The 12,150-nt window shown below is 59.6% G+C and carries 10 protein-coding genes; 2 read left to right on the top strand and 8 right to left on the bottom strand.

From position 1 onward, the window contains the following. Positions 1-606: 606 nt before the first annotated feature. The 6 genes from A3AI_RS44365 to A3AI_RS0137720 all read right to left on the bottom strand — a co-directional run bounded on the left by A3AI_RS44365 (position 607) and on the right by A3AI_RS0137720 (position 7,067). A complete protein-coding gene (locus tag A3AI_RS44365; RefSeq protein WP_084801179.1) occupies positions 607-1,905 on the bottom strand; it encodes a condensation domain-containing protein in 1,299 nt (432 codons plus the stop codon). Continuing rightward, a complete protein-coding gene (locus tag A3AI_RS46810; protein WP_245287042.1) occupies positions 1,859-3,232 on the bottom strand; it encodes an MFS transporter in 1,374 nt (457 codons plus the stop codon). Before A3AI_RS46810 ends, A3AI_RS44365 begins: the two co-directional genes overlap by 47 nt. Continuing rightward, positions 3,229-4,170: a sulfotransferase family protein gene (locus A3AI_RS0137735; protein ID WP_036051240.1), complete on the bottom strand. Its 942-nt coding sequence runs from the start codon at positions 4,168-4,170 to the stop codon at positions 3,229-3,231. Before A3AI_RS0137735 ends, A3AI_RS46810 begins: the two co-directional genes overlap by 4 nt. A 26-nt stretch (positions 4,171-4,196) precedes the next feature. Further along, positions 4,197-4,703: a PLP-dependent aminotransferase family protein gene (locus A3AI_RS50065; RefSeq protein WP_051382713.1), complete on the bottom strand. Its 507-nt coding sequence runs from the start codon at positions 4,701-4,703 to the stop codon at positions 4,197-4,199. Beyond that, positions 4,696-5,034, bottom strand: coding sequence for an aminotransferase class III-fold pyridoxal phosphate-dependent enzyme (locus A3AI_RS50060; protein ID WP_024520478.1), 339 nt, complete (start codon positions 5,032-5,034; stop codon positions 4,696-4,698). Before A3AI_RS50060 ends, A3AI_RS50065 begins: the two co-directional genes overlap by 8 nt. Positions 5,035-5,552: 518 nt before the next feature. Then, the gene (locus A3AI_RS0137720; protein WP_024520477.1) at positions 5,553-7,067 is read right to left on the bottom strand and encodes a GMC oxidoreductase; all 1,515 of its coding nucleotides are present in this window, start codon (positions 7,065-7,067) and stop codon (positions 5,553-5,555) included. Between the two features lie 426 nt (positions 7,068-7,493). Here A3AI_RS0137720 and A3AI_RS44355 point away from each other — a divergent pair, with 426 nt between their 5' ends. After that, positions 7,494-8,342: a radical SAM/SPASM domain-containing protein gene (locus A3AI_RS44355; protein WP_036051237.1), complete on the top strand. Its 849-nt coding sequence runs from the start codon at positions 7,494-7,496 to the stop codon at positions 8,340-8,342. 526 nt (positions 8,343-8,868) lie between these two features. Here A3AI_RS44355 and A3AI_RS48400 read toward each other — a convergent pair. Then, a complete protein-coding gene (locus tag A3AI_RS48400; RefSeq protein WP_024520475.1) occupies positions 8,869-9,237 on the bottom strand; it encodes a hypothetical protein in 369 nt (122 codons plus the stop codon). Positions 9,238-9,769: 532 nt separating this feature from the next. On the opposite strand from A3AI_RS48400, the gene A3AI_RS0137705 reads away from it, so the two are divergent. Continuing rightward, the gene (locus tag A3AI_RS0137705) at positions 9,770-11,095 is read left to right on the top strand and encodes a DUF3422 domain-containing protein (protein WP_024520474.1); all 1,326 of its coding nucleotides are present in this window, start codon (positions 9,770-9,772) and stop codon (positions 11,093-11,095) included. A gap of 795 nt (positions 11,096-11,890) precedes the next feature. Here A3AI_RS0137705 and A3AI_RS44350 read toward each other — a convergent pair. Next, positions 11,891-12,150, bottom strand: a 260-nt coding sequence (locus A3AI_RS44350; protein WP_024520986.1) for an integrase core domain-containing protein, incomplete at its 5' end; no start/stop codon positions are given.

The following is a 12,150-nucleotide window of genomic DNA, read 5'->3' as shown; positions in this document are numbered from 1 at the left end:
CGGAGAATAGGGCCTGCTTGCCTCACTAAACGATACGCCAGCAAGCTCTAGGAGACCGATCCGCCGACCTATGTCGCCAATATGCCGATCAAGCTAATCAGTATCTGGATCTGACCCGCTGCTCGCATAATGAGCTCAAGCGTCGGGCTTGGCGCCAATCGTCGCTCGCGCGGCCCCACGCTCGGCATCAACCGTCATTATGGGGCGACTGGAGCACTTACGGTCAGCCCGCAGGTGCAAGACTATCTGGCGCACCTTGCGGCGAGAAGAACTTCCGCACCTTGGAAGCGGGCTTAGGAGCGCTTAGCAGATAAGCCTGCATCTCGGTGCAACGGAGCTGCCGCAGCAGCTCCTGCTGCCGCTTCGTCTCGACACCCTCCGCAGCGGTCGTCATATTGCTCGCAGCGGCCTTGTTCGCGGCGGGTTGTACGCTTGCCGACGACGGACCACTGCCGATGCCGAAATCGGTCGAGTGCGATGGGCACTGCGGCGCGGAGGAGAATTGGCGCAAGCCGAGAGCGTTTGTTTGGGATGCCCGCGAGGAACTCGTTTATTGCGCGACCGTCGTCGGCCGTCACCTGTTTGGCCGTAGTGCCGGGAAAGAACTCAAAAGCGGGGCAATGCCCCGCTGATCCTGCGAGACAGTGCGGCAAATTCGGCCAGATAGTTGTCCGTCGAGGTTCGAGCGGTGGCTGTGCCGGGGTGACGAAAGTTCACGCAGATTCCCTCGTGCGACCGGTTGATCCAAAAATAGGCCTCATGCGGATCGGCGTTACAGCTGATCAGAAAACTCGTCCGCCAGCGCGCCCAGCAATTCGACCCAGGCACCTTTCGAAGGTCCATATATGATACCATGAAGCGGTCACGGAGGCGTACGCCGAGCAGTTCCATCGCCTTGGAAAACGGCACCCGCGCAGTTTCCTTGGCCCGCACCAGTTCGAGACGGGTGACGCGCAGCAACTCCGGGAAGCCGTCCGGCACCCGGAAGTGCAATGGACTCATTCCGACGTACCAGCCGAAAGAGCCCCTCCATCGCAGATCATCCCGGGTGTGGAAGGGGGCGACTGTTTGAAAATCCTGGTGGTCAGCTAGACGTTTACCCGCTAATGCAAGACCGGCAAAGAGCCCGACCGCGGTATTTGCATTTTCGGTGCGACACGCCCGATCGAATTCCCGTGTCCCGACCGGATCGAGCAGCCACATCCGACCACTGCGCTGCATGGTTTGGTCCTGCACACCGAGTGGAAGCGGGAAATGGGGCAGTTGACCAGCGTTGGCCTCAATCAATTCGCGCCAGTGCTCGATTGCGTGGCCGTTTACGGCTGACTCGGTCAGACGAACACGCTCGGCCTCGGCGTAGTCCAGATAGCTTTGCACCGGCGCGAGTTTCGGCCGCACTCCCCGCACAGCGGCGATGTACAGTTGAGTAAGGTCGTGCGGCACCGACGCCAGCGAGTACAGATCGGTGATCGCGTGGTCAGAGGCGAGCAGGATGGTAGTCGATCCGGGCCTGCTGACAGTGGCGAGTGCGTAAGGAGGCCAGCGCAGGGGGCTCGTCTGCGCGTCGAATACGTTTTTCAGTGACCGAGCGAGTTCGGTGCGATCGATGTAATACCCCAGTTCGGTGCGGTGGACGATTGATTTGCCGGGACCGACAGTAGCGGATGTGATTGCCGGACCGTCCTTCGCAAATCGCCTACGCAATGCCTCGTGCCGGTCGACCCAGCCCAATATCGCACGGGTCAAGGGACGAGGATCGAGTTCCTCCGACCATTCGAAGGCCACGCCGAGCCATGCCGGTAATCCATTCTCAGCATAGTTGAGGTGTTCCTCCTGAATATGAGATGGGCGGCGTCTGTCAGGCTGCCAGCAGGCGGGACCAGGCACGTCGACTTGCCACAGCATCAGCCGACCCGGCCGAACGTCGAGATCGCTTAGTTCCCTTATCTCCAAGGGGCCTCTTTCCGCCGATCAGTGATGTCGTTAATTGAGCTAATTTTTGGGTGTGGCGCAACGGCGACCACCAAATCCACAGCACTGAAGCCAAGCCCAGTAAGCTGCTGGCGAACAAGGTGGCACGCAGGCCCGGTCCAGCGCCGCTCGCGCCACCGGCCAACGCGCCGAGTGTCGCCATACCCCACACCAGGGTCCTGATGCTCGCGTTCACCCGGCCCTGCGCCCACTGTGGAGCAAGCGCGTATCGGATTGGCACCTGTTGTACGTTGAAGATATCTTGGCCGACCCAGAGCAGAAATTGCGACAACGCAACGCACGCTATTGCCGCCCATGCCGGCTCTGTGAGCAGTGTCGCGAGAGCCATCCCTGCGGCGCTGAGGGCGAGACCAACCATCAACACTGGCCCAAGGCCGATGACACGGCCGACCCACGGAGAGATCACCGCGCCGAGTATGCCGCCGAATGCACCAATGCCGAGCACCACGCCAATGGTCCCACCGCCCAAACCCAGCTCTTTTGTCAGATACAGCACAAACACAGCAGAATAGGCATTGTAGCAGAAGACGAAGGTGCTGTTCGCCAGCGTGACTGACCTGAGCCTTCTGTTGCCGAACACGGCGCTCAAGCCCTCGGCGATTTCATCGAGCAATCGCCGCGATTGGACGGCCGGCCGGTCTGCTGTCCCCGCCGGCACCAGAAAGATTAATGCCGCGGCGAACACGAAGGAGCTCGAGTCGGCCAAGATCGCCATCGGCGCGGAGACGACGCTGACGAGCCAGCCGGCCAGGAACGGACCTGTAGCCAATGCGCCGGCACGGCCAACCTGAAGCGAACTCTGCGCTCGCACCAGCAGACTTCGGTCCAGCATGGTGGGCACGCATGCCAGATAGGCCACGTCGACGATCACAGCCGCCACCCCAAGGAGCGTGTTTGCAGTGTACAGTTGAACCATCCCGAGGTGCCCGAGTCCGGCGAGCAGCGGAATCGTGGCCAGCGTCAACGCCATCAGAAGATTCGCGATCAACAGGATCGGCCGGTGCGGGAGGCGGTCCACCATGACCCCAGCGAACAGGCCTAACACCAGATACGGCGCCTTCCCGCAAGCCAAGAGCAGGCCGACCTCCGATGGCCCCGCTCCGAAGAGGCTGATCGCCGTTAGCGGCAGTGCCAACAACGTCACTTGAGAACCCAGCACCGATACGGTCTGCCCTCCAAGTAGCGCCAGATAGCCGCGCGGCAATCCGCGAAACCAAATAAAAACGCTCCTCTTCCTCACGCGTCGACCGCCGGCAGTGTCATCGACAAATAGCCCAAGCGGACCAGTTCATCGCCCGCGATTCGCTCGAACTCGGCAATCTCCGCTCGTGTCAGATCCTGGGCGTGGCGACCGAGCCGACCTGCGTGCAGCGGTTTGCCTGCGGACTCCGCCGCCGGATGGCCATACGGTCGCTCAAATAGCGCGTGCTCGTGTTCGGCATGCCTCAGCACGGCCTCATCCCAGGGAACGCCGAGATAATCCAGTATCCCAGTCAAAGTCGGTCGGGAATGACTTACCAAATCTTCGTAGCGCACCTCGAGATAACGATCAGCCGGCGCGGAGCAATGCGCCCGCGACACGACTTCAAGCCAGCCTAGCGCTGCTTCGGCTGCGGTCCGGTAACCCCAATCCGGCACCGTTTTCAGATGTGAGGCGGCGATGTCCCGACCGTCCCGCACGATGTGGACGAAATGTGCGCGTGGCCAGACCTGAGCATAGGTATCAATCTGAGCGATCTTGCGCTGCAGCTTCAGTCCCCATCGAGAGGCGCCTGCGCGCGCCTTGCAGAACTCACCGATCTCATTGATGAGCCGGCATCGATCAGCAAACGAGATGATGTCGTTTTTCACCTCATCCATCACTTTGGTGACCAGCTCGCGCAGGTCGTCGAATTCCAAGCCAAAGCGCCGACACTGCACGACGAAGTGGACGCCATCGAACCAGAACGGGTCGATCGTGCTCTTGCTGATGCCCGTTACTTTAGTGTCGTGAGCGGCGAGCAGGTCTATACTGCGCAGGATGCGGGGCCCGAGATTTGGCGGATCCAGGAAGTCGATTTCCGGCCCAATGACCAACTCGGAATGCGAGTCCAGCACAACGCTTAACAGAGTGGTGCCGGACCGGTTTTCGCCGCCGAGCAGCACCGGCGAGCTGGAAAAAGAATAGACCTCTGGCATACTGTCCCCCGGTTCGACGCTTGAGCTCATGAGCGGCTGGGCGCGCTCAACCACCGTTGGATCGAGTCGGGGCTTGCCAAGAAGTGATCGCCGGCGAACCGCACGGCAGCGGCTATTCGGTCGGCGGCCCCGCCGCGGCTCTCTGTCCGAGTCAATGCAGTCGACAAAGCCTGTTCGGCAGCGTCGATCGCTGCCTGCACATCGGCATCGGAGAGCGCCGCAGAGGGCATGAATCGGCCTCCGTATTGCATGAGGAAGCCTCGCGACCACATTTCCTGAAAAAACGCGTCGCCGAGTTTCATATCGGCGAACACGACGTCAAACATTGTGGGCCAGGCGAACGCCCAAGCCTTGACTTGCTGTTGGGCGAAGACCTCGTTGAGGCCGTCAATGAGCTGCTCGCCGACTTGCCGTATTCGGGCCAACACGGTCCCATCGTGCAACGCTTCCAGTGTGCTCAGCGCAGCCGCGAACGGGGTGACCTCGCGCTGGTAGGTGTTGCCCAAATAGGTTTTCTCGGCCGCTTCAAGCACGTCCGCTCTGCCGACCACTGCGGAAAGCGCCATGCCGTTGGCGAGAGTTGGCGAGTCCTTTAGTCAGCGTAATCAGGTCGGGCGACAGACCAACGGCGGTATGGTAACCGCCATGCGCGTAGCGGAATCCAGTCATCACCTCGTCCAGGATCAGCAGAGCACCATGTTCGCGCACCACCTTTTGCAGTTCCCGATGATACGCCCGTGGAAAGAAGTTGACCTCTGGAGTGATGATCGCTGCGGCGACATGCTGCTCGCTGACGAGCTGCTTGAGCAGATCCAGGTCGTAACCGAACTCCACGCTGTCCCGGTCCCGATCGGGCAGCCCCATCGCCGGCCGATCCTGCAAGTGCCAGTCGTGCCACCCGTGATATCCACTGGTGAGTACAAGGTTGACCCCCGTGTGTGCGCGGGCCAAGCGGACCGCCGCGGTAGTGGCGCAGGAGCCGGTGCGAAAAAAATATCGAGCGCTGCGCAGATGGGAAGATCTCCGCCAGGCGTTCAGCCAGCTCGACCCGGTGCATGGACACTGGCCCGGGCAGAATACCGCCGGTGCGGCGCATTTCGCAGGCAACGTGCGCGACCACGGGTTCGTATCCGGCGCCCAATGGCGCGGCCCCGCTGCACGAGGTGAGATCTACATATTGCTTTCCAGCCACATCCCACACATGCGCGCCGGACGCGCGGGTCATCACGACAGGAAAACGCCGATTGAGATGCCATTTCGCCGACGCCGTAACGCGCAGCGCACGACACAATGCCGATCTATGAACCTCGCTCGCGGCTAAAGCGGGATTGGGCGCTAAGATGACCATGAATAGCTCGATTTCGCTTGTCGAATTGCGTGGGTCACGCCAATTGCGTGACTATTCTGCGAGCGATCCGCAGTGCGTTCGCCTGGATGGTGAAGGTCGGGTTAACGCCTCCGGCATATGGAAAGAAGCCGCCGTCTGCGACGTAGAGATTGTCGATGTCGTGCACCCGACCCCAGCGGTCGACGACGGATTGCGTTGGATCGTTGCCGGCTCGGCAGCCGCCGTGCAGATGCCCGCTTCCAAACTGATAGTTGGAATCCTGATACTCGATCTTTTTCACGCCGGCTTGGGCCAGCAACTCGGACGCGCGTCGGGACAAATAGCCTAATCGGCGCTTGTCCAGCGGGTGGGTCCAGTATTGAAGAACGATCTTCGGCAAGCCCAGCCGATCCCAGCTATTTGATAGTTGGATCGCGTTGTCATGCATCGGCTGGTCGGCTGCCAGGAAATGCAGTCGTACACTTATGTTTCCGTCACAGATCGTGCGCTCGGCCGGACTAGCTTCGTAGATCATTCCGCCTAAACCGGACGGGGCCTCGCTGTCGAAATAGTGATCGGACAAGGCAACCGTTGAGAACGGACCGCCGGATGGCGGCGCTTCCAGCCGATCCGCAGTGATGTGACCCGACACATACCCGCTGATCTTGAATGAAATGCCGCGGCCGACCATGTCGCTGGAATTGCCAATTCCGTTGGGCGCCGCGCGATGCACAGAGCGCAGCAGTAGCGCTGCCGATTGCACTGCGTTGCCGGCAAGCACGATGCAACGGGCTCCAACGCTACCGCGTTGCCCGGTTACAGTGTCCAGCCATTCAACCGAATCGGCGCGACTGACAGCGCCGAGCTCGATGCGCGCCGCTTTGCTACCCTCTGAAACCGTCAGTACGTTTGACGGAATGGTGATGTCGGTGAAGGGAGAGCGCGCATCTGCTCTGGCGCCGGTAGTACATAAGTGTTCGTTGCATGGACCGCAGCGCTCACAGGCGGGGCGGCCCGCGTACGGAGCCGAATTGATCGCCAGCGGGGTGGGGAACGGCTGCATTGCCAAGCGCTCGGCGGTGCCGGCGATCAATCGACCCTGAGTGCTATAATCATGTGGCGGTAGCACGGCGGGATCGCTAGGCGGCTCGAGAGGATCCGCGCCGGCTAGCCGTGCCACTCCCACCCGCAGTTCGAGCTCATCGTAATAGGGGCGCAGCTCGGCGTAGTCGATCGGCCAGGCAGGGTCGAGTGCGTCTGCGGCCACATGTGCTCGCGCGTCGAAATCGGCGCTGCGATAGCGGAAGGCTATTCCGGCATACAATGTAAGCCCGCCGCCTAACGCCGATACGCTCCATGGCCGTCCGAACGGGGTCAATGTGCCGATCGAAGAGCGCACGAGGGCATTGCCCACATCGCTTTGAACAGTCGCCAGTGTAGCGCCAGGCGGAAGCGTCCGGCCTGCTTCCAAAACATGCACCCGGAAGCCATTTCGAGCGATTTCATGAGCGACTATCGAGCCGCTGGCGCCGCTGCCGACTACGCACACATCAACGGCTTGGGCGGCCATTGTCTCACCTTTACGCAGCAGCACATCCGCCGCCGTGAACCCTTTGTTCCGCCGTCACGATTGCTGTGTCTTCTCCCAGCATCTGCACGATCTGGGCCAACGCCGGTTCCACAGAACGCTCGTGCTTTTGCGGATACAACGTGCCGCATTCGCAACAACTTGGCCTATTCTCGACATGAGGCGTCTACGCTCGGACAAGGTGCGTGCGCTGCGCCCGAGATTGATTGGGTGACTGTGTCGCGAGAGGCCTGGTGTCGCGAAGCTGACGTCGCGTGCGAAAGGCGTACAAATTGGCGCATCGGTGGTCCAAAATCTGCATCCGCAGATGGCGCGCCCGGAGCCACCCGAAACGATACTTGTTGCATGAGCGTTACTAAGCTTGCGGCCGCGGCCATCTTTGTCGGACGGTAGCTCAAGAGACGGAAAATGGACGAGTCCCATCCAAGAAAGTTGTATATTCCCGGGGGCAGGGTCCTGGAAGTAACGACGACGACGGGCTGCATCGTCGGATGCGCTTATTGTCCGCAGGATAAGTTCGCTGCGCGCCAACGAACGGTCTCTGACGTGAAGCATCTTAGCTTTGAAGATTTCCAGCGATGTCTGGCGCGCGTGCCAAGAGCAGCCGACATAAGTTTTTCCGGGTACTCCGAACCTTGGCAGAATCGCAATTGTACTAAAATGGTCGAGCTGGCTTATGCGCGCGGCCATGCCGTCCGAATTTTCACGACGCTTGTAGGAATGAATCAGCGTGACCTGCGGCGCTTACGGGCGCTGCGCTTCAGAGTGTTTGTGGTCCACGTCTTCGATGATGGCGAATACATGAACAGTCGGCTTGTTAGAAAGAAGTATCTCGATCTGATCCGTCAATTGGTTGACGCGGACATTCCATCCATTCAATTCCTGGTATTAGGCGAGGTGTTTCCCGATCTCGCCGAGATAATTCCTGCCGGAACACTGGTTCGCTCCTCGCCGCTGATTAGCACGGCCGGAAGCGTCGATCGCAAGCTGGTTGAATCACAACAGCCACTCACCGGAGCTCTGACATGTACTGAAGCAAGACAGTATCGTAATGTTCTTCTCCCAAACGGCGACGTTACACTCTGCTGTATGGACTTTGAGAGACGGCACGTTTTGGGCAATCTTCTTCACGATAGCTATCAAGATATCTTCGAGGGCGCCATTTTTTCCAAGATTGTCGATCGCATGAACGGAATGAGCGGTTTTCTCCTTTGCAGGATGTGTGAGCGTGCCGAACCAAAACAGCAGGTCCACTGATCTGATAGTGACGAATGGCCGGTAAGGGAAGGGGATGCGAAGGGAGTTCGTCGGTATATTGTGCGTACGGCCACGATATTGTGTGTACGGCCACGGCGGCCCGTTGTCGCGTCCTTGCCGCCAGCCGTGAATATCGAGTGGAGGTTCATCCTCCTGCCAGAGCACTCGAGCGTGGCTAAGTGCCTGTGCTACATGGTCCGGTGGGTTTGGGGTTTGCTAGTGTGAGACCTGGAAGAACTTGCTTCGATTGAATATCGCGCTCCAACTATTGCGCAGGTTTACCGCGTAGCAAATGGCTGCGGTGCTGGGTCCGGCCCAAGGTATCTGGAAAGATGCATGGTGCGGTCGCCAGTTCTCCTGGGCCCAAGAGGTCAAACCATGGCCGCAGCGAATCGTGCGGGACGGCATTTGGTCCTCAATTTGGGGTGTCCATGCGATCATTGGCTCGGCGCCAAAATTGGAACTTCCGTTTATTTCCAAGCCTGCAGATTAGCGGGCGGGCCGGAATTCGCATCTGATGAACGAGCTAGGCCCTGGCGAAAAAGCGGTACGTGCGGTCTCCCGCAGCAATGAGCCGGGCCGGATGTGCAAAGCGGTGGGCCTCGGCCGGCGGTTTTGCGGCAAGAGCAGATTGGTACATCCTCTGACGCGCTGTTCGATACGAAACGCTGGTCTTGTCCGGATTTGTCGGTGACTGTTTAAGAAAACTGACGCTGCGCTCCGAAAACGTCTGAAACTTTCCGGCGGCATCGTATTGGCCCAGATCCTGCAACGCCTTCCCGAGGGAAGACGATGAAAGCGACAGGATGGAAGGCGCATTTTGACGCTTGATCAGCAAACTAAAAATGCGTGCATCGGTTCTATGTTTGCCGCGAAGGTCGGCCGTCCGTTTCACAGCGACAAGCGCGCGTCGCCAAAGGGCAATGAAAGGTGCTGGTGTTGGCCAAGGGGGCGCATGGCAGCGATCAGGTCACTGGAAGGCATCGACGGAAATGGGACTGCCCGCATTTCAAGCGCGCCAGTCGTTCGATAGCGGTCAACGGCCGTTTGCGTCTGGGGCCGCCAAGGATGCGGCCGATCGGAGCAATCGTCGAACGGTGATGGACGGTGTTGGCGCAGGGAAGGGCGGCGGGCTGCGACCGCGCCGATACGCGCATTGATCAACAATGTCGATACTTCACTTAAGTCGTCGGACGATAAAGGCGGTTGATGTCGTTAAAAGCGTGAGTTGAATCCCGATGAGTGTGGTCCACTCCAACCTGCTGGCGCCAAATCTGTCAGCAACGTCTCGTCCAGCGCAAGGCCGCGGTGCGGTCGATCGCCGATGTGAGGTCGCTCGCGGCCTCGCGGACCCCCACTCGGCATCGCGTATGGCGCTAGTGGTAGTGCCGACGGTTGGTCGTCTTTACGAAGCAAGGCCTCGATAAATGGTTCAGCAGTTCAACTTGGGATTATTCAAGCTGCATCCGCAGCGTGAAGCCGTGCTCAATGAAGTGCATGCGCGGCCGTTCACGCGCCTTGTTTCGTCATTTGGGGTCGTCCACCTTGCTTTTCTCGCACAGGGGGAAACGGCCACAAGGGATCGCCGCTGCTTCGTGGAGTTCTGCCGTGAGCACAAGCTTCCGCCTCCCGATCCCTCGGCCAAACATCACCAGATTGGGATCGGGCAGGTCGTGCTGCGCTGGGAGCAGCATTCTGAATTTGCAACCTTCACATGGATCTGGAGCACTGCGAATAACTCTGCGACTCGTGACTTTGGCGAAATCGCTGATAGCGTTCAATCTTTCATCCGCTCGCTGGAGCAGTCCGGACAGTTACTCGTTGCCATCAAGTTGGAGGTAGAGCGCGGTAATTCTCCAATAGAACGAGCCGAACAGATCTTTGACAGAAGCAGTCTGGCGATGGCTAGTGTCAAAGATGACGGAGCCATTGTGGCGTCTGACTTCCGACTGGACGAGCTAGGCTTCACGAGAATTCTGGTTTATGATCTCGGGCTTACTCCGGACGATCTTGGCGCGCTGGTGCAACGTCTCCTCGAAATCGAGACTTACCGTCCGATGGCGCTGCTTGGTCTCTCGGTGGCCCTTGAGCTAGCGCCCTCCGTGGATCGAATTGATCGGCGTCTCGTTGAGGTGCTCGAAGATATGCAAGGTGCCGAGGGGCTGAAGATCAACAACCATTTGCTTACGGAACTGACAGCGTTGGCCGCCAGCTTCGAAAGAGGCGCGGCGGGCAGTCTGTTCCGCTTCGGCGCCAGCAGGGCCTACAACGAGCTCGTGCAATCGCGGCTATCCATCGTTGAAAGCAAGGACGTGGCGGGCTACCCGACCTGGTCGTCATTCCTCGCGCGCCGCATGACGCCGGCGATGCGAACCTGTGCAATGATGGAGGATCGTCAGACGAATCTATCCCTCAAGCTGACGCGAGCGGCCGATTTGTTGCGAACGCGTGTCGATGTCGAAATCGAGCGGCAGAACCGTGACCTGTTGCATGCGATCAACGAGCGTACGAGACAGCAACTGCGGCTGCAGCGCACGGTTGAAGGGTTGTCGGTTGCGGCAATCGGATATTATGTGGTCAGCCTGTTCGGCTATCTTGCCAAGGGCGCCCATGAAGTCGGACTGCATGTAGAGCCCACATTCATTACCGCGGCTTTCGTGCCGATCGCGGTGAGCGCGATCTGGCTGATCAGCTATAGCATCCGAAAGCAACACCTTAGGCACGACGACGCGCCTTCCCCGGCTGGCGAATAAGCAGTCTCGATCCAAAGCAGGGAACCGGGCGCCAGGAACCTCCGATCTGCCTTCCCAAATACGCAACGCGCGAGCGGGCTGGCTGCGGCACACGGATGATTCAAGAAGGCGCCCGAGCCGAGATCAAGGCTCTTGATTTTCGGCCTTGGCGACGATCTCTTTTTTAAGAACTTGGGGCCAATCGAACTAGACGGTGGCAGTGCTGAAAATTGCTGACGGAAAGCGGGACGACGACGGCGATCGGTATCAGTCCGATTTTGGGGCATCCAGTGGCTGGTTCGTGAACCCTGCGATGCGCGAGGGGACGTTGTCCTTCCCGTCGGTAACAGCTGGACCTCACCTTGCTCATCACGAGAGCGCCGCACGCTTGCCGATCTGCCGCTGCAACTATCCGATGAGGTGCTAGGCAAGTCCAACGGCTCGATCTGAAATCTCCCTTGATACCGCTCCCGTCTCGGATCGCGGCCGTTAGGAGAGGCGTATCAGTGTAACCAGGCCGCACGGCAATGTCAGCACCGAATGCGGGGACTAAACGCAATGACGCTGGCGGCCGCAAGCCACAGCTTCTTCATTTGCCTACATCGTCCCGACGGGCGCAGCCGCCGATCAGACGACCTTGCTGTAGCAGCCACGCAACATCCAACGAGAATTAGGCTGCGATATCGCGGAGCAAGCACTCCGAAGGTAAGCGGGCACGAGCTGCCGACGGCGACGGTTCGGTGCAAATTGGTTGCGCCCACCATTTGAAAGGTATTCGCGCCACGGATTTCGGCAACATAACGCCCGAGTCACACTCTAGATGTGGAGCCTCAAGAGGTTATACCCGGCCAAGCCGAGCCTGCTGATTGGTGGTACAGACCCGATACTGCCATGAGGACGATGCCAATTGTAGCGGTGGAGCCATCTTGGCAGCTCGGCGGCGCGTTCTCTTGAGGTGTTGTAGGCCTGGGCGTAAGCCCACTCGCGCAGGCTGGTTTGAATGAAGCGCTCGGCCTTGCCGTTGGTTTGTGGGGTGTAGGGCTTGGTGCGGATGTGTTTGAGGCCGAGGCGCTTGC

This window comes from Bradyrhizobium sp. Tv2a-2 (assembly GCF_000472425.1).
GTDB lineage: Bacteria > Pseudomonadota > Alphaproteobacteria > Rhizobiales > Xanthobacteraceae > Bradyrhizobium.
This window is presented reverse-complemented; position numbering and strand designations above follow the sequence as displayed.

Excerpts from the sequence above, each read along its gene's own strand:
- A3AI_RS44365 (WP_084801179.1), bottom strand. The coding sequence starts at position 1,905 with ATGCTGTGGCAAGTCGACGTGCCTGGTCCCGCCTGCTGGCAGCCTGAC.
- A3AI_RS0137735 (WP_036051240.1), bottom strand. The coding sequence starts at position 4,170 with ATGCCAGAGGTCTATTCTTTTTCCAGCTCGCCGGTGCTGCTCGGCGGC.
- A3AI_RS50060 (WP_024520478.1), bottom strand. The coding sequence starts at position 5,034 with ATGGGGCTGCCCGATCGGGACCGGGACAGCGTGGAGTTCGGTTACGAC.
- A3AI_RS0137705 (WP_024520474.1), top strand. The coding sequence starts at position 9,770 with ATGGTTCAGCAGTTCAACTTGGGATTATTCAAGCTGCATCCGCAGCGT.
- A3AI_RS44355 (WP_036051237.1), top strand. The coding sequence starts at position 7,494 with ATGGACGAGTCCCATCCAAGAAAGTTGTATATTCCCGGGGGCAGGGTC.
- A3AI_RS0137720 (WP_024520477.1), bottom strand. The coding sequence starts at position 7,067 with ATGGCCGCCCAAGCCGTTGATGTGTGCGTAGTCGGCAGCGGCGCCAGC.